This is a genomic window from Pseudomonas sp. CAM1A, from assembly GCF_047501685.1.
Taxonomy (GTDB): domain Bacteria; phylum Pseudomonadota; class Gammaproteobacteria; order Pseudomonadales; family Pseudomonadaceae; genus Aquipseudomonas.
In genome coordinates this window covers 35,266-54,297 of record NZ_JBFNXP010000017.1, presented here as the reverse complement: position 1 = coordinate 54,297, position 19,032 = coordinate 35,266, and the positions used below count along the sequence as shown (strand labels likewise).

11 protein-coding genes are annotated in these 19,032 nt (G+C 62.1%); all 11 read left to right on the top strand.

What is annotated here, in order from left to right; translation table 11 throughout:
* On the top strand, nt 1–3,153 hold a 3,153-nt coding region (locus ABZO33_RS25365), incomplete at its 5' end, for a calcium-binding protein (protein ID WP_414538294.1).
* A 216-nt stretch (nt 3,154–3,369) separates the two neighbouring features.
* The gene (gene flgF / locus ABZO33_RS25360) at nt 3,370–4,110 is read left to right on the top strand and encodes a flagellar basal-body rod protein FlgF (RefSeq protein WP_414538293.1); all 741 of its coding nucleotides are present in this window, start codon (nt 3,370–3,372) and stop codon (nt 4,108–4,110) included.
* 48 nt (nt 4,111–4,158) lie between these two features.
* A complete protein-coding gene (gene flgG / locus ABZO33_RS25355) occupies nt 4,159–4,944 on the top strand; it encodes a flagellar basal-body rod protein FlgG (protein ID WP_046854649.1) in 786 nt (261 codons plus the stop codon).
* Nucleotides 4,945–5,017: 73 nt separating this feature from the next.
* Nucleotides 5,018–5,713 carry a flagellar basal body L-ring protein FlgH gene (flgH, locus tag ABZO33_RS25350; RefSeq protein WP_414538292.1) on the top strand — a complete coding sequence of 232 codons (696 nt, stop codon included), beginning with the start codon at nt 5,018–5,020 and terminating at the stop codon, nt 5,711–5,713.
* A gap of 12 nt (nt 5,714–5,725) precedes the next feature.
* Nucleotides 5,726–6,835 (top strand): flagellar basal body P-ring protein FlgI, encoded by a 1,110-nt coding sequence (locus tag ABZO33_RS25345; RefSeq protein ID WP_046857711.1) that lies wholly within the window; start codon nt 5,726–5,728, stop codon nt 6,833–6,835.
* Between the two features lie 11 nt (nt 6,836–6,846).
* Nucleotides 6,847–8,046 carry a flagellar assembly peptidoglycan hydrolase FlgJ gene (gene flgJ, locus ABZO33_RS25340; RefSeq protein ID WP_414538291.1) on the top strand — a complete coding sequence of 400 codons (1,200 nt, stop codon included), beginning with the start codon at nt 6,847–6,849 and terminating at the stop codon, nt 8,044–8,046.
* Nucleotides 8,047–8,058: 12 nt separating this feature from the next.
* A complete protein-coding gene (gene flgK, locus ABZO33_RS25335) occupies nt 8,059–10,107 on the top strand; it encodes a flagellar hook-associated protein FlgK (protein ID WP_414538290.1) in 2,049 nt (682 codons plus the stop codon).
* Nucleotides 10,108–10,120: 13 nt separating this feature from the next.
* Nucleotides 10,121–11,689, top strand: coding sequence for a flagellar hook-associated protein 3 (locus ABZO33_RS25330; RefSeq protein ID WP_414538289.1), 1,569 nt, complete (start codon nt 10,121–10,123; stop codon nt 11,687–11,689).
* A gap of 151 nt (nt 11,690–11,840) precedes the next feature.
* Nucleotides 11,841–15,416 carry a glycosyltransferase gene (locus ABZO33_RS25325; protein ID WP_414538288.1) on the top strand — a complete coding sequence of 1,192 codons (3,576 nt, stop codon included), beginning with the start codon at nt 11,841–11,843 and terminating at the stop codon, nt 15,414–15,416.
* Between the two features lie 50 nt (nt 15,417–15,466).
* Nucleotides 15,467–18,205, top strand: coding sequence for a glycosyltransferase (locus ABZO33_RS25320; RefSeq protein ID WP_414538287.1), 2,739 nt, complete (start codon nt 15,467–15,469; stop codon nt 18,203–18,205).
* Between the two features lie 351 nt (nt 18,206–18,556).
* A complete protein-coding gene (locus ABZO33_RS25315; RefSeq protein ID WP_414538286.1) occupies nt 18,557–18,982 on the top strand; it encodes a hypothetical protein in 426 nt (141 codons plus the stop codon).
* Nucleotides 18,983–19,032: the final 50 nt, after the last annotated feature.

Here is a 19,032-nt window from a genome sequence, read left to right as displayed (position 1 = left end):
GCCTTGACCTACCTCGGCGCCGCCGCCTTCACCGGCTATGGCAACGCCAGTGCCAACGTCATTACCGGTGGTTCAGGTAACGATTTGCTGCTCGGCGGCGCGGGCGGTGACCGCTTCGTCGGTGGGGCCGGTGTCGATACCGTTTCCTACGCCGACACCAATACCGGCATCACCCTGAACTTCAAGACCGGCGAGCACACCGGAATCGCTGCCGGTGACACCTTCGAAGGCATCGAAGTGTTCCGTGGCTCGGCTGCGGCCGACCGCTTCGTCAGCGATGCTGTCGCGCACACCTTCGAAGGTGGCGGCGGGCTCGATACCCTGGATTACTCCGGCTCCGACGCGGCGATCACCATCAGTGTCGATGCGGCGAACCGTGGTACGGGGGCGGGTGGCGATGCTCAGGGAGACGTATTCACTGGTATCTCGTTCGTGGCGGGTTCGGTGTTCAACGACACCTTCACCAGTTACGGCTCGACCACGTTCCAGGGGGGAGCGGGGGACGATGTGTACTACCTCTACGGCAACTCCGTGGTGTCGGAGCTGGCAGGCGGCGGTTATGACGAGGTGCGCACCACCTTGGCCACCTACCGCCTGACCAACGAGGTCGAGGCGCTGACCTACCTGGGTACCAGCAACTTCACCGGCTATGGCAATGCCAGCGACAACGTCATCACTGGCGGTATCGCTAACGACCTGCTGTTCGGCGGTGCTGGCGCGGACCGGTTCGTTGGTGGTGCGGGTACCGACACGGTGTCCTACGGCGATGCTGTCGGCAGTGCTGGTGTGACGCTGAACTTCAAGACCGGGGTGCACGAAGGTATCGCTGCCGGCGACACCTTCGACGGCATTGAAGTGTTCCGTGGCTCGGCTGCGGCCGACCGCTTCGTCAGCGATGCCGCCGCACACACCTTCGAAGGTGGCGGCGGGCTCGATACCCTGGATTACTCCGGCTCCGGCGCGGCGATCACCATCAATGTCGATGCGGCGAACCGTGGTACGGGCGTGGGTGGCGATGCCCAGGGTGATGTGTTCACCGGTATGTCGTTCGTGGTTGGTTCAGCGTTCAATGACACCTTTACCAGTTACGGCTCGACCACGCTCCTGGGTGGAGCGGGGGACGATGTGTACTACCTCTACGGTAACTCCGTGGTGTCGGAGCTGGCCGGTGGCGGTTATGACGAGGTGCGTACCACGCTGACCAATCACCGGCTGGGCAACGAGATCGAGGCGCTGACCTATCTGGGGACCAGCAGCTTTACCGGCTACGGTAACGCCAGCGACAACATTATCACTGGTGGTATTGCCAATGACCTGCTGTTCGGCGGTGCTGGCGCAGACCGGTTTGTCGGTGGTGCGGGTACCGACACGGTGTCCTACGGCGATGCTGTCGGCAGTACTGGTGTGACGCTGAACTTCAAGACGGGTGTGCATGGAGGCATTGCTGCTGGCGACACCTTCGACAGCATCGAAGTGTTCCGTGGCTCTGCTTCCGCCGATGTGTTCGTCAGTGACGCCACCGCGCATGTCTTCGAGGGGGGTGGCGGTGCCGACACCTTGGACTACTCGACTTCCGATCAGGCGATCACCATCACCGTCGACACTTCTGGTCGTGGTACCGGTGTCGGTGGAGATGCCGAGGGTGACGTGTTCACGGGTTTCACGACCGTCATCGGGTCCAGCTTCGACGACACCTTCACCACTTCGGCGGCAACGACGGGGCTCGCTGGCGGCGCCGGCAATGATGTGTACTATCTGTACAACAATGCCTTGGTGACCGAGATGGCAGGGGGCGGCTATGACGAAGTGCGTACCACCCTGAACAACTATCGCATGACCAACGAGGTCGAGGCGCTGACCTACCTGGGTACTGCCAACTTCATTGCCTACGACAGTGCCAGCGACAACACCATTACTGGTGGTGTCGGCAACGACATGTTCTATGCCGGTGCCGGTGGTGCCGATCGCTTCATCGGTGGCGGCGGTACCGACAGCGTTTCCTACGCCAACAGCAATGAAGGTGTGACCCTCAACTTCAAGACCGGTGTGCACGGTGGGGTGGCGGCTGGCGATACCTTCGACAGCATCGAGAAGTTCTATGGTTCCAATCGGGAAGACGTGTTCGTTGCCAATGACGAGGTCAATGTGTTCGATGCCGCAGCCGGCGTCGATTTGCTGACGTTCGCCTCGGAGGGCGCAGGCATCGTACTGAACCTCAACAACACGGGGGTGGATACCTTCCTGAACTTCGAAATCTTCGAGGGTTCGGGCTTCAATGACACCTTGATCGGTACCGGTGCCAACGAGAACTTCATCGGCGGTGCCGGTGCCGACACCATCAACGGCGGTGCGGGCAAGGACTTCGCCTGGTACGTCAACAGTTCGGCGGGTGTGTCGGTCAACCTTGCGACCGGCGCAACCTCCGGCGGCGATGCCGAAGGCGATGTGTTGACCGGCATCGAAGGCCTGGCAGGCTCAGCCTTTGATGACGTGCTCAACGGTGACGCCGGTTCGAACACCATCTTCGGTGCCGAGGGCAGTGACATCATCAATGGCGGGGCTGGCAACGACTTCCTCTATGGTGATGGCATCTACTACGGTGATTTCGGGGTGTTCGCGCGTAACGAGAGCAAGACTGTCACACAGGCCGACATCATCAATGGTGGTGATGGCGATGACACCATCTATGGCGGTGGCAATGACCTTGGCGCTGTCCTGCACGGCGATGCTGGCAACGACACCATCCAGACTGCCCGCGGCACTGCCTACGGTGATGATGGCAATGACAACCTGGCCGGCAACGGCATCGGCTACAAGCTGTACGGCGGGGCTGGCGCGGATCAGCTGAAGATGTACGCCTCCGGCTTCGCCGATGGTGGTGAAGGGGGGGATACCTACACCGTTGATTCCTGGGCGCAAGTGACTATCCAGGACACCGGTGCTGCTGGCGTCGACAAAGTCATCCTGAAGAAATTCGAGGCGTTCAGCGACGTTGTCCTCAGTCGCCTGGGCGACGATGCCTTCCTGTTCACCAAGACCAGCTGGGAAACCGGCAAGCTCGACTCAGGGGTCAAGCTGACTGACTGGTACGCCGGCTCGAACACCATCGAGTCGTTCCAGACCAACAACGGAGACACCTTCACCATCACCTGACAGACAAGTGTCGCTACAAGGCGTCGAGGGCGGCCAGCCCTTGCCGCTGCCGGCTGCCCGCCGCCGAGATTTTGTCTCGCGCGCGCCGGGCTTTTCAGCAAAGGCCCCGTAAACCGGGGCCTTTGCCGTTTTTAAGTTAGTTGGCGCGAAACTTGCTCGACGCTTGCCACAGCCACGGCGACCGGCAATCGATCGCCCGTGCAGCGGAGGATGACTGTGGACAAGATGCTTTACGTGGCCATGACCGGCGCCAGCCAGAACGCGCTGGCGCAGAAGGCCCATGCCAACAACCTGGCGAACGTTTCCACCAACGGTTTCCAGCGCGACCTGGAGCAGGCGCGTTCGATGCCGGTGTTCGGCGACAGCTTTCCGGCGCGTGCTTTCGCCATGAGCGAGCGCCCGGCCACCGATTTCAGTGCCGGCCCGTTGGTTGAAACCGGCCGTGAGCTGGATGTGGCGGTCACCGGTGATGGTTTCATTGCCGTGCAGGCACCCGACGGCAGCGAAGCGTATGTGCGTACCGGCAGCCTGAACATTGACGCGCTCGGCGTGCTGCGGGCCGGCAATGGCATGGCGGTCATCGGCAACGGCGGCCCGATCGCCATTCCGCCAGAGCAGAAGGTCGAGATCGGTGACGACGGCACCATCAGCATCCGCGCCATGGGCGAAGACCCGCGGGTAATGGCTGAGGTGGATCGCATCAAACTGGTCAACCCGGACACCAAGGGCATGACCAAGGGGCTGGATGGCCTGATCCATACCACCAGCGGGCAACCCGCAGACGCCGATGTGAATGTGCGTGTGGTGTCGGGTTTCCTCGAGGGCAGCAACGTCAATGCCGTCGGCGAGATGACCTCGATGCTGGCGCTGTCCCGTCAATTCGAACTGCACGTCAAGATGATGAGCGCGGCCAAGGAAGGCGACGAAGCCATGGCGCGTGTTTTGCAAATCGGCTAATCACATTTGAACGAGTGCCGTAAAACAGGCGCACGAGGAGAACACTAAATGCTTCCGGCTCTTTGGGTCGCTAAAACCGGCCTGTCCGCCCAGGACACCAACCTGACGGTCATCTCCAACAACCTGGCCAACGTTTCGACCACCGGCTTCAAACGTGATCGTGCCGAGTTCCAGGACCTGCTGTACCAGATCAAGCGCCAGCCTGGCGCGCAGTCCACCCAGGACAGCGAGCTGCCTTCGGGCCTGCAGGTCGGTACCGGTGTGCGCGTGGTCGGCACCCAGAAAAACTTCCAGACCGGCGGGCTGCAGAATACCGAGAACCCGCTGGACATGGCGATCAATGGCCGCGGTTTCTTCCAGGTGCTCCAGCCTGATGGCACCGTGTCGTACACCCGCGACGGCACCTTCCACCTGAACTCCGACGGCCAGGTGGTCACCGCCAACGGTTTCGCGCTGGAACCTGCCATTGTCGTGCCGCCAGATGCACAGACCTTTACCGTGGGTCAGGACGGTACCGTGTCGATCACCACCCAGGGCAACCCGGCTGCGCAGATCATCGGCAACATCCAGACCGCCGATTTCATCAACCCGGCCGGTTTGCAGGCCATGGGCAACAACCTGTTCCTCGAAACCGCCGCCAGCGGCGCACCACAGGTCGGTACCCCGGGGTTGAACGGCTTCGGTCTCACCTTGCAGCAGACCCTGGAAAACTCCAACGTCAGCACGGTCGAAGAGATGGTGAACATGATCACCACCCAGCGCGCCTACGAGATGAACTCCAAGGTCATTTCCGCCGCCGACAAGATGCTGTCGTTCGTCACTCAGCAACTGTAAGCCCTGGCGGCCCAGTCACTTCGGGCCGCCGATAAACCGCACGCTGCTACAGCGCCTGCAAGAGGTAAGTGTCATGTATCGTCTGTTGTCCGTTTTCGCCCTGGGGGGGGCGGTGTTGCTGGCTGGTTGCGTCGCACCGACGCCCAAGCCCAACGACCCGTACTACGCGCCGGTTCTGCCGCGCACCCCGTTGCCGGCAGCGGCCAATAACGGCTCGATCTACCAGGCCGGCTTCGAACAAGGCTTGTATACCGACCGCAAGGCGTTCCGGGTGGGTGACATCATTACCATCACCCTCAACGAGCGGACCTCGGCAAGCAAGAACGCAGGCTCCCAGATCCAGAAGAACAGCAAGGCCGATATTGGCCTCACCTCGCTGTTCGGTACCGTGCCCAACACCAACAACCCGCTGGGCAGCGGGGACCTCAGCCTTGAAGCAGGCTACAGCGGCGATCGCTCCACCAAGGGCGACAGCAAGGCCACCCAGGGCAACACGCTCACCGGTTCAGTCACCGTTACCGTGGCCGAAGTGCTGCCCAACGGCATCATTGCCGTACGTGGCGAAAAATGGATGACCCTGAACACCGGCGAGGAGCTGGTGCGCATTGCCGGCCTGATACGTGCCGATGACATCGCCACCGACAACACCGTGCCGTCCACCCGTGTGGCTGACGCGCGCATCACCTATTCGGGCACCGGCTCCTTCGCCGATGCCAGCCAGCCCGGTTGGCTGGACCGTTTCTTCATCAGCCCGCTCTGGCCCTTTTGAGTACGGATGACCATGTTCAACGCTAGGCGGTTGATTGCCGCGACACTCCTTCTGTCCTGCGCGTTCGGCGCTCACGCCGAGCGTTTGAAGGATATCGCCAGTATTTCCGGCGTGCGCGCCAACCAGTTGATCGGCTACGGCCTGGTTGTCGGCCTGAATGGTACCGGTGACCAGACCACGCAAACACCATTCACGTTGCAGACCTTCAACAACATGCTGTCGCAGTTCGGCATCAAGGTGCCGCCTGGGTCTGGCAACGTGCAGCTGAAAAACGTGGCGGCGGTGTCGGTGCATGCCGACCTGCCGGCCTTCGCCAAGCCTGGCCAGGTCGTCGACATTACCGTGTCGTCGATCGGTAACTCCAAGAGCCTGCGTGGCGGCAGCCTGTTGATGACCCCGCTCAAGGGTATCGACGGCAACGTCTACGCCATTGCCCAGGGCAACCTGGTGGTGGGTGGCTTCGATGCCGAAGGCCGTGATGGCTCGAAGATCACCGTCAACGTTCCGTCGGCGGGCCGCATTCCTGGTGGTGCATCCGTCGAGCGTGCCGTGCCCAGCGGCTTCAATCAGGGCAACAGCCTCACCCTCAATCTCAATCGCCCAGACTTCACCACGGCCAAGCGCATCGTCGACAAGGTCAACGAATTGCTCGGCCCTGGCGTGGCCCAGGCCCTCGATGGTGGTTCTGTGCGGGTGACCGCGCCCATGGACCCAAGCCAGCGCGTCGACTACCTGTCGATCCTCGAGAACCTCGAAATCGACCCGGGCCAGGCCGTGGCCAAGGTCATCATCAATTCGCGTACCGGTACCATCGTCATCGGCCAGAACGTCAAGGTCTCGCCGGCCGCCGTCACCCACGGCAGCCTGACCGTGACCATCACCGAAGACCCTATCGTCAGTCAGCCGGGGCCATTCTCCAATGGCCAGACTGCGGTCGTGCCGCGTTCGCGGGTCAATGCCCAGCAGGAAGCCAAGCCGATGTTCAAGTTCGGCCCCGGTACCACGCTGGATGAAATCGTCCGTGCAGTGAACCAGGTAGGTGCGGCGCCAGGCGACCTGATGGCGATCCTCGAAGCCCTGAAGCAGGCCGGCGCATTGCAAGCCGACCTGATCGTGATCTGAGGGGGCGCCTGATGAATCCAAAAACTCAGGTGTCCAGCCAGATCGACAGCGGCGCCTACACCGACCTCAACCGCCTGAGCGCGCTCAAGCATGGCGATCGGGACAGTGAGGGCAATGTCCGCAAGGTCGCCCAGGAATTCGAGTCGATGTTCATCAGCGAGCTGCTCAAAGCATCGCGCAAGGCCACCGATGTGATGGCCGATGAAGACAGCCCGATGAACAGCGACACGGTCAAGCAGTACCGCGACATGTACGACCAGCAATTGGCTGTGAGCATGTCCCGCGAGGGTGGCGGTATCGGCCTGCAGGACGTGCTGGTGCGTCAGTTGTCCAAGAGCAAGGCTGCCTCTGTGAATACCAGCCCGTTCCCACGTATCGAGGGGCATGCCCCAGCGTTGTGGGCGTCGAAAGTCGCAGCGCCAGTGCATGCCGAGGCAGGTGCGGGTGTGCGTAATGACGTGGCGGCGCTCAATTCGCGGCGCCTGGCGCTGCCTGGCAAGCTCACCGATCGGCTGCTTGCCGGCATCGTTCCGTCTGCCGGCGCCCCGGCCACAGCGACCAACACGGCGGCATTGCCGCGTCGTGTCGACATCCCGGTCGGTGGCGTTGCAACCGGCGATTGGGAGCCGGCCAAGACGTTCGCGGCCCCGGGCGGCAATCTGCAGATCCTCGGGCGGGCCGTGGCGCAGCCTCCGCTTGCGCCGAAAAAGGCATTCGCCGACAGCGACGCCTTCGTCGAGACCATGCTGCCGATGGCCGAACAGGCTGCCAAGCGCATTGGCATCGACCCGCGCTACCTGGTGGCGCAGGCTGCCCTGGAAACCGGCTGGGGCAAGTCGGTCATGCGCAATGCCGATGGCAGTAGCAGCCACAACCTGTTCGGGATCAAGGCAACCGGCAATTGGCAGGGGGGCGAGGCGCGTGCGATCACCAGCGAGTTCCGCAATGGCGCGTTCGTCAAGGAGACCGCCGCGTTCCGTTCCTACGACAGCTACCAGGACAGTTTCCATGACCTGGTAACTTTGCTGCAGAGCAATTCACGCTATCAAGATGCAGTGAGCGCCGCCGATAAACCAGAACAGTTTGTGCGAGAGCTGCAAAAGGCCGGTTACGCCACCGACCCCAATTACGCCAGCAAGATCTCGCAGATCGCGAAGCAGATGAAGTCGCAGCAGAGCTACGCAATGCTCGGTACCAGTACACAACTTTAAGGGCAGGGAACCATGGCGAGTTTGATCAATATCGGTATGTCGGGGCTGGGTGCCGCCCAGTCCGGGATGTACGTCCTGGGTAACAACATCGCCAACGCCGATGTTGAAAGTTACTCTCGCCAACAAATGGTGCAAAAGACCAAGGGTGCCCAGCAGGTTGGCCAGGTATTCATGGGCACCGGCACCACCCTGGCCGATGTGCGACGGGTGTACAACGCCTTCATCGAGAACCAGTTGCGTACCACCACGTCGCTCTCCAGTGATGCCAACACTTATCTTAATCAGATCGGCCCGCTCAACACTGCCCTGTCCGGCGCCGACACCGGTATCACTGCCGCACTCAAGAGCTTCTTCAGCGCCATGCAGGATGCTTCGGCCAAGCCCACCGAAGATGCCTCGCGCCAGTTGCTGCTGACCAGCGCACAATCACTTGCCAAGCGTTTCAATACACTGTCGGCGCAGTTCACCCAGCAGAACGCCAACATCAACGGCAGTCTCGGGTCGATGGCCGAGCAGGTGAACAACATCACCAAGACCATCGCCGACCTCAACCAGCAAATTGCCAAGCTCGGTGCTGTCAATGGTCAGCCCAATGACTTGCTTGACCAGCGTGATGGCGCGGTGCGCGAGCTGAACAAGCTTGTCGGCGTGGATGTGGTGGAGCGCGAGGGCAGCTACGACATCTACCTGAAGAATGGCCAGTCCCTGGTGCTGGGCAACTCCACCCAGACGCTGGGTGTGGAAGCTGCCCCGACCGACCCGACGCGCATGAACCTTGTGCTCAACCGCGGTTCGACCAAGATGGACGTCACCGATAGCACTACCGGTGGCGAAATCGGTGGCTTGCTGCGTTACCGCAGGGACACCCTCGACCCTGCCCTCAACGAACTGGGCCGTGTGGCATTGGTGGTCGCCGACGCGATCAACAGCCAGCTGGCCCAGGGTATCGACAAGAATGGCCAGTTCGGTGCCACCCTCTTTGGCGATATCAACAGTGCAGCGGCCGTTGCCGGGCGCAGTATCCCCAAGCTGGGCAACAGTGCTGGCTCCGGCAACCTCGATGTGCACATCAAGGACAGTGGCAAGCTGACCACCAACGACTATCAAGTCGTCTTCACCAGCGCCACCGAGTATTCCGTGCGCCGGTTGCCCGACAACACCGAGATGGGCAGCTTCGACATCACGACCGACCCACCTCCCGTAATCGACGGTTTCACGCTCAACCTCAATGGTGGCGCCCCGGTTGCCGGCGACAGCTTCAAGATCACCCCGACCCGCAATGCGGCGGCCAGCATGGAAACCGTGCTGACCGACCCGAGCCGCCTGGCCATGGCCAGCCCGCTGACCGCCACCAGCGGTTCGGGCAACAAAGGGACCGGGCAGATCACCCAGCCGAATCTGACGTCGATGCTGGATATCTACGACGCCAAGCAGCGCTCGGACATGCAGGCCGGGCTGAAGTATTCGACCCCGGTCAAGCTGGTGTTTGGCGACGATACCGTATCGCCTCAGGCGTACACCATGTACGACGCCAAAGGTAACTCGATCGGTAGCGGCACGGTCATCCCTGGCCAGGAGAACAAGCTGCAGCTGTCTGTGCCAATGGTCGATGGCAGCGGCAACCCGATCAACGACGCCAGCGGTACGCAGATGAAGTTCTCGTTCGAGATGAGCATCTCCGGCGCGCCCAAGAGTGGTGACAACTACACCGTATCGCTGGCCAAGGCCGGTTCTGCAGACAACCGCAATGCACAGTCGGTGATCGACCTGCAGACCAAGCCCACGGTCAATACCGGCGATGGCAGCAAGGGCATCAGCTTCACCGATGCCTACGCCAAGCTGGTATCCAATGTCGGCGGCAAGACCAACCAGGCATCAATGGACAGCGACGCCACCAACGCGCTGCATGGCTCCGCGCTGACCAGCCGCAACTCAAGCTCCGGGGTGTCGGTGGATGAAGAGGTCGGAAACCTGGTCAAGTTCCAGCAGTACTACACCGCGTCGTCGCAGATCATCAAGGCGGCCCAGGAAACCTTCGCAACCTTGATCAACAGCCTTTAAGGAGCCGTAGGCCATGCGCATCTCCACTCCGCAGTTCTACGCCAGCAGCAGCGCCAATTACGAGCGTACTTTTGGCAATGTCAACAAGACCCAGCAAGAAGCCAGCGATTTCATCCGCGTGCGCACCGCCGCCGATGATCCGGTTGGCTATGCGCGTCTGTTGCAGCTCGAACAGCAGCAGAACATGCTCGACCAGTTCAAGGGCAACATCACCAACGTGCGCAACGCGCTGGGCTCCAGCGAAAGCACGCTCAATGCCATTGGCGCGGTGCTGCAGCGGGTCAACGAGCTGGCCATGGGCTCCGGCAATGCCGGCTTCACCGATGCCGACCGCAAGGCCAACGCCTCTGAGCTTGCCTCCCTGGAAGACCAACTGTTCTCGCTGATGAACAGCCGAGACGAGAATGGCAAGTACCTGTTCTCGGGCTCCAAGGGCGACACTCCGCCTTACGTGCGCAATTCCGACGGTACCTACAGCTATCAAGGCGACCAGAGCCAACTCATGCTGCAGGTGGGCGACATGCTCAGCCTGGCCGCCAACGAGACGGGCTATAGCGCGTTCGAGCAGGCACTCAATACCAGCCGCAGCGAGACCAAGCAGACTGCGCCACTTCCCGATGACGGCCGTGTGAGCCTGTCCAATGGCCAGGTCTCCGGCAGTGCCACCTACAACGACCGTTTCCGTAGCGGCGAGCCCTACAGCGTCGAGTTCACCAGCAGCACCGAGTACAAGATCCTCGATGCAGCGGGCAATGATGTGACCTTGGAAGCCAGTCAGGGCGGCAAATTCGACCCCAAAGGCGATAACATCAGCATCAACTTCCGCGGTGTAGACCTGCGCCTGAAGATCGATTTCAAGCCAGGTGACGAAGCCAACCCGGACGCGGCCATCGCCGGCCATACGTTCAGCCTGAGCTCCAAGGCCGACTCGATTGCCGGTACCCGCAGTCCAGGCAATACATCGTCGGAGCAGATCACCGACGCCAAGATCACCGACCCGACCGCCTACAAGGCCGCATTCCCGGGTGGTGGTGCTGTACTCAAGTTCACCAGTGCCACCGACTTCGAACTGTATGCAGCACCAATGACCGCCGACAGCCGCCCGATTTCCTCGGGAACCCTCAGCGGAAACACGGCCACCGCCGCAGGTGTGAGCTTCGAATTGTCCGGCCCGCCAAGCGCTGGGGATTCGTTCGGCGTCAAGGTCGATACTCACCAGAACCAGAACATCCTCAACACCATCGGCCAGTTGCGCGGCGCGCTGAACACCCCGCAGGACCATGATCCGGCTGCTCGCCAGGCCTTCCTTGCATCGCTGGATTCGGCGATCGGCAACATTGGCAGTGCCACTAACCAAGTGTCATCTTCCATCTCGGCCATTGGTGGTCGCGGCCAGGCCCTCGATGTACAGGCTGAAACCAACGAGGCCCTGGGTATCGAGAATACCAAGACCCAGGGGTCGATCCGCGACAGTGATATCGGCGAAGTGATGATGCGCCTGGAGATGCAGAAGAACCAACTGACAGCCTCGATGCAATCATTCGCTAAGATTTCCAGCCTGTCGCTGGTCAACTACATCTGAGCCACGCTGCTGCGCCGAATGGGTCAACTACGCGCAGCTCTGCCTCACCCTGTTCCGGGGTGAGGCACTTTGCGACGTTGCCAGAGGCCTTCGGGTGCTGAGCGGGGCAGGGTGTCGCCCTGTAGCGAATTTCTGTTTTGAGTGAGTACCTGTGAGCGCAAAACCCCTTGTCACCATCGCCATCCCTGCGTTCAACCCTGAGTTCTTCCGCGCCACACTGGCCAGCGCAATCGCCCAGGATTACCCGAATCTGGAGATTGTCGTGTGTGACGACAGCCCTGGGGGCGAGATCGAGGCGATCTGTGATGAGCTGCGTGTCACTTCGCCAGCTCCCTTGCGCTATGTGCGCAACTCGGTGCGCCTTGGTTTCGCCTGCAACCTGCTGGCCTGTCTGACGCACGCCTCGGGCGAGCTGATCAAGTTCCTCTGTGACGATGACACGCTTTTTGCCGGCTGTATCAGCCAGCAGGCCAGTGTGCTCGGCGAGTCGCAGCAGATCAGCATGGTCATTTGCCAGCGCCTGTTGTGCGCCGCCGATGACGTGCTGTTACCTTCACGCGCGCTGAACTTCGTTATTTCCATGCACAGTGCAGTGCTGCATGGCACCGACCTGCTGGAAAGCGTCGCCGATGATGCACCCAACCTGTTCGGTGGCTTGAGCCACGCCTTGCTGCGCCGTGCCCAGGTCGAAGCGTATCTGCCCACCCTGGTGCAGGATGGGCAGGGTTTTTCCGCTCGCCTGGACCTGGCGCTCTACGCTTGCGTGCTGCGCCGGGGGCAGCTGGCGAGCCTGGAGCAGGTGCTGAGCATGGAGCGGGTGCATCCGGGGCGTCTTAGCCATCAAGGCACCATGGTCGAGGCGTACAAGAGCGACACCCAGTGGCTGCTGCAGATGCTCGCCGAACGTAATGCCGAGCCGGCGCCCGCCCACGGCTGGGTGCGCTACATGCCGTTGGCGGACTACCTGGAAAACCCCCAGCAGAAGTGGGATGAACTCGATCTGCGGCGCTTCTTCGGGGCGCAGATGGCCAACTTCAACCAGCAGATCGGCACCCACAGCCTGAGTTTTGCCGAGCTGTACGCTGAATGGCTCGAGCATCGCCGGCTGTCTGCCGGGCAGGAGCGGCTCTTGCCCAAGCGTGTGGAGCAATGGCCAAGCCAGCCCGGTATCGCGGTGGTGGTGTTCTGTGAGGCGGGCGACGAAAAGGTGCTGGGTGCAACGCTGGACAGTCTCTGGCAGCAATCCTACCCGGCCGTGCAAGTCCTGGTAGTGATGCCTGAGGGTTTCGAGCGGCCGGTGCAAGAGCGTGTTCGTTACCTGGTGCGTGGCGATGCCGAGTTCGCCTCGCTCAATCAATGGCTGGCTGACGGTCCGTCACCCGACTGGCTGTTCCTGCTGCGTGCTGGCGACTGCCTGCATACCCATGCGCTGGTGATTATGGCCGAGCGCATGGCGCTGCGTGGTGACAGCCTGTGCCTGTACGTCGATGAGGGTGCCAACGACAGCCTCGCCGCGTCGGCACCGATCTTCAAGCCGGATTTCAACCTCGACCTGATGCGCAGCCTGCCCTACGTCGGGCGACTGTTGGCATTCAACAATGCGGCGGTGCGTGAGCTTGGGGGCTTTGACGCCAGCTTCGAAAGCCTGGCGCCTCACGACCTGCTGTGGCGAATGATCGAGGCTCACGGGCTACAGGTGGTCGAACATATCCCTGAGGTGTTGGTGCAGTGCCGACACGGCTATGCCGAATGGCTGGCCGACACTGCAGGCCACGTCCAGGCGCCGCGGGTGCTGGAGGCGCACCTGCGGCGCCTGGGTGTGGAGGCGCAGGTGCAGGGAATTGCTGGCAGCCTGATGACTCGGGTCACCTACCTGCACCCCCAGGTCGCGAGCGTTTCGATCATCATTCCTGCCGTTGGCGATCTGGCGGTGCTGGTGCGTTGCGTCGAGTCTGTGCTGGCCAGTACCGCGCATCCCGATTTCGAAGTGGTACTGGTCGCCGGTGCCGGGGCGCCGGACGATGTTCGTGCCTGGCTCGACGGTTTGCGGAATCTGGGGAGCGAGCAATTGCGGGTGCTCGATAGCGCCGCCCTGGGTCGAGCACAGTGCTTCAACGAAGGCAGTGTGCACGCTCGGGGCGACTATCTGCTGCTGCTGGATGCCGGCTGCGTGCTGTTCGAACCGCAGTGGTTGTCGGAGCTCCTGCAGCTTGGCCAGCGTCCTGAAGTCGGGATGGTCGGGCCCAAGTTGTTCGACAACAGTGGAACCGTGGTCTCGGCGGGCCTGGTCTTGGGGATGCAGGCCACGGCGGCCACTCCGTTCCTGGGTTGCCCGGTGAACGAAGACGGCTACATGAACCGGCTGAGCCTGGTACAGAACTGGAGCGCGCTGAGCCTGGACTGCCTGTTGGTGCGGCGTGAACTGTTTGCCGAGCTTGGGGGGCTGGACACAGCCGCGCTGCAGGCATCGCTGCACGACGCCGACCTGTGTCTGCGGGCGCGGGCGGCTGGTTATCTGTGTGTGTGGACGCCGTTCGCGCGTGTGGCCAAGCTGGGCACCCAGGCGGCCGAGGAAAGCTCACCGCGAAGCTGGCAGGACGACCGTGATGCTTTGTATGCGCGTTGGCTGGCCTGGGTGGCGAATGACCCGGCCTACAACCGCAACCTCAGCCTCAAGTTGCCGAACTTCAACTTCGACCCAGGATTGCGGGGGGGATGGGATCCGTTTATCGCGCGGGCCATGCCGTCTGTCCTGGCGTTGCCGAGCAGTACCTCGGCGGTCGGACACTATCGAGTGGTCCAGCCGTTCAATGAGCTGGAGCGGTCGGGCTGGATCCAGGGGCGTATCGACTACAGCGCGCCGGGGCTGATCGACCTCGAGCGGGAAAAACCCGATGTGGTGATCCTGCAGTGCCGCTACCTGCCCGCGAATGTCCGGGATATCGAGCAGTACAAGCGCTTTTCCAGTGCGCGGCGCATCTACGAGCTGGACGACTACATCATCGAGCCGCCAAAGAAGAACGACCATGCGCGTAACATGCCGAGCAACATGCGTGAGCTGGTCAGCAAGGCCATCTCCCTGTGCGACCGGGTGGTGGTCTCCACCGAGCCTCTGGCCGACGCGCTGTCCAGCATGCACCAGGACATTCGTGTAGTCCCCAACATGCTCGCCGCATCGCTGTGGAGCGGGCTGACCAGCCAGCGCCAGACCAGCGTGCGTCCGCGTGTGGGATGGGCAGGGGGTACCAGTCACCGCGGTGACCTGGAATTGATGCTGGATGTAATCAAGACCTTGGCCAGCGAAGTCGACTGGGTGTTCTTCGGCATGTGTCCAGAGGCGCTGCTGCCCTACGTCAAGGAGTTTCACCCGGGGATCTCCTTCGCGGACTATCCGCGCAAGCTGGCCAGTCTCAACCTGGACCTGGCCGTGGCGCCGTTGGAGCAGAACCTGTTCAACGACTGCAAGAGCAACCTGCGCCTGTTGGAATATGGCGCTTGCGGCTTCCCGGTCATCTGCACCGATACCAAGGCATACGCAGGCTACCTTCCCTGCACGAGGGTCCGCGAGAACACCACCGAGCAGTGGCTGGACGCGATCCGCATGCACCTTGCCGATCCGATGGCCAGCTACCGCCAGGGTGATGCGTTGCGCGAGGCGGTCCTGCGAGACTACGTACTGAACGAACACCATCTGCAGCATTGGGCCAACGCCTGGCTGGCTGACTGAATCCTGGCGCCTGGCCAAGCCAGGTGCCGAACCCCTTGAACAGGTGCCCTATGAACGAAACAACACTCGGATCGCGTGATGAAGTGACCGTCGTCCTGCTCGGGCATGAGCAGGCGGATCACCGTGCTCGTGCGGCGCACTACTATCAGCGGGCTGGCGTGCCGTGCCAGGGCCTGACGCCGGCAGCGGTGGTCGATGCTGCCGCCCTGGGAGAATTGCTGGCACAGGTGGCGACGCCGTTCGTTTGCCTGGCGCTGGATGCCGATTTCGTCCTGGGTGCCGCGCTGGACAATGCGGTGCGGTACCTGCGTGCCCAGCCGGAGGTAATGGCCGTGCAAGGCCACGCCCTGGCCTATGCGCCCGGTAATAGTCAGCTGACCTACCACAAGGTGGGGGAAGCTTTCGCTGCACATCCCGGGGAGAGTGTGCTGGATCGCTTGCGACACTACGCGGACGCCGAACAGCAAGCCTGGCGTGCGGTAATTCGTACGCAGGCGCTACGGGCCGCACTGGTGTCGCTGCCGGAAGGGCTCGATGCTGCAGGCTGGCGGGTGGCTTTGTCCTGCGCAATCCTGCTGCTCGGGGCAGTCGCCCATCTGGAGCAGACCGATGTGATCTGCGAATCGCAGCCTGAGAAGCTGTCCTCTGCCGTGCGCGAGGAGCGTATGGTCCAGACTGTGCGGGCTTTGCGTCAGTGGGGCGGCGGGCATGACGCGAGCGTCCTGTGCGCTGATGACGGCTTCGAGGCGCTCAATCGTTTCGTGCGCAAAACCTGGTGCCAGGGCGAGCAGCCGCTTCTCTTCACCTCGCGCTGGACCAGCGTGATCGATGACCCGGCGCGTTCGTTCGAGCCCGAGCAGCATGTGGAACTGCCTTATTACAATCGCCCGTTGTTCGATCGGTTGACCGAGGTGGAGTTCCTCTGTCATGCCTGGCCGACCGGCAAGCGTCATCGGCATGCCCTCGAGGGGGCCTGGGTCCGTCAGCGCGACCTGCTGGTGACGCACCCCAATGACACCCGTGAGAGTCTTGAGGAGCGTTACTGGAAGGCGCTGGGCCTGGGCCTTTTCAATGTCCAGGTGTGCCGCTCCCTCAACCAGGTGCTGACCGGTGAGGACAACACGCACCATGCCCGTGAGATGGGGGACTGGATGGCGCGGCTGCTCGGGGTGCCGGACAGCGAGACACGCCATTCCCTGCTCGACACGCCATCGGGGCAGGTGCTCGCGGCGATCGATGCGGCCACCCCGGATGAAGCTGCGCGCAAGCGGGTGCTGGCCCACCTGGCCAAACACCCGGCGCCGCAGATCGCCTTCGTCGTACTTGACCTGAACAACGATGATCTGGCCTTGCAGGCAACCTTCGACAGCCTGTTGGCCAGCGGCGTGCGCAATTTCAAGCTGGTGGTGCTCAAGGCCGGCAAGCCGCCGGCGATTACCACCGCGCGGGACACCTTGCACTTCATCCAGGTCGCAGAGGGCAACTGGGTCTCGCATCTGAACCAATTGGTGCGCCAGTTGCCCAGCGAGTGGCTGCTGTTGCTCGAGGCCGGCGATGTGCTTCTTGCTGGCGGGCTCATGCGCCTGGCGGTAGAGCTTGCCCAGGCCCCGGCTTGCCAGGCCATCGCCGCCGACGAAGTCCAGCGTGACAGTGATGGGCGCCTGTTCGCCGTGCGCCGGCCTGGCAGCGATCTGGACCTGTTGCGTAGCCAACCGGGGCTCATGGCGCGGCACTGGCTGGTTCGTCGTCAGGCCGTGCTCGACCTGGACGGCTACAACGGTACCGACCCGCAGACCCTGGATTATGACTTGCTGTTGCGCCTGGTCGAGCATCACGGTGCAGCCAGCCTGGCGCACATGGATGACTACCTGGTGGTCAGCCAGCAACCTTCCTCGGCATCCACCGAGGAGGCGCGCAAGATCCTCAATCGCCACCTCACCCAGCTGGGCTATCGCCCGCAGATCAGTGAGCAAGGGGCAGGAGGGCTGGCGATCGAGTTCCGCCATAGCGCCACACCGCTGGTCAGCATCGTGCTGGCGGGCGAGGTCGAGCCTGCGTGGCTGGCCGGCATTTTCCAGCGAACCCGCTACCCGCGCTACGAAGTGGTACTGGCGCTTCCCGGGCAACCTTCAGCGGCCCAGGTCGAAGCGTTCCAGGCATTGGGTGGCCGACTGCGGGTCGTAACCGGCGAAGTCGTGGCAACGCATCGGCAACTGCTCGGCCTGGCGGCCGGCGAGGCACGTGGCGATTACCTGGTGTTGCTGTCGCCGCATTGCCAGGTCATTACCCCGGCCTGGATCGAATCGCTGTTGAACGAGGCGCAGAGGCCTGAAGTAGGGGTTGTCGGTGCCAGCCTGTGGGCGGCTGACGGTACGTTGGCGCACGCAGGCTATCAGCTGCTGGCCGGCCCCAAAGTGCATGCCCCCTGGCGGCAACTGTCGCTCGAGGGTGCCGCCAAGGCCCGCTGGCCGCTGTCGGTACGCAGTTGTTCCGCAGTCTCGGATGGTTGCCTGATGGTGGACCGTGAAGCCTTCGTGCACTGCGGTGGCCTGCCGGTCGCAGGGGATGTCGGCGTCGGCTTGAGCCTGGCGGTCGCCCAGGCTGGGTTGATGGTGGTCTGGACGCCTCGCGCGCAGTTGCTTGCCACGGACCTGCCGGTCCTGGGTGATGAGGCGTCTTCGCAATTGGCGGCGCATTGGCCTGAGGCTTTCCAGGGAGATGGGCAGCTGGATTCCCTTGGCGCGGGTGAAGCGCCACCGTCCAGCAACTGGATCGCTCAGTTGGGATAATTCAACGCTATTGCGTCTAGTGGTAGATGCATGGTTGTGGACTGTTCCTGGCAACCGACTTGCCAAGCATGGCCGCCTACGGGGAGTGCAGTTCTCCGAGGCGGCCATGTGTCGTTTCGAGGGGCGGCGGAGCGTCTTGAGTCCGTGCCCATTGCACAAATTACAGGTAACAGGAATTGGGGGGCTGTGCATACCCAAGAAATAGTGCGCTGAATTAAAATTGCATAAATGCATTGCTTTTAAATGCGTAAATGCATAGAATTTCCTGGTTGGCACCTACGGGTGCCGGGGCGCGATCAATCATCTGTGATTGGCACGGAGCTCGCGCAGAAAACTCAAGGAAATTAAACGATGAAAAAAATGTTGAGCCGGATTTCGATCTTGGCCATTGCTTTTGGTGCGGCCCTCACCGTGCAGGCAGGCGAAGCTCCATTGGGATACTGGAAGCTGACCACATATCATGTGTCCAGCGGTGCTGTTGCCACTATTCAAATGGTCTGTTTCAAGCCCGACAAGACCTGGTATTCCACTACTGAAGCCAAATGGAATGGTGCATGGTTTGCCAACGGCAGTGAAATCCAGTGGTATGGCAATGTGCCGCTCGCCCATTACGGCAATGTCGCGACTATTGGTATCGGTGAGATGTCGACGCCAACCAGCATGTCGGGGAAGTATGCCGAGTGGTCGGCACCGGGGGCGACACCGTACAGTTTTGACAGGCATTACACCTATGCGCTGACTTATCAGCAGGCTGACTGTCCGCCGCCAAAACTGTAAATCGAAATCTGCCAAGGCCAGGTGCTATCAAGAAAGCGCGCCAACCAGTA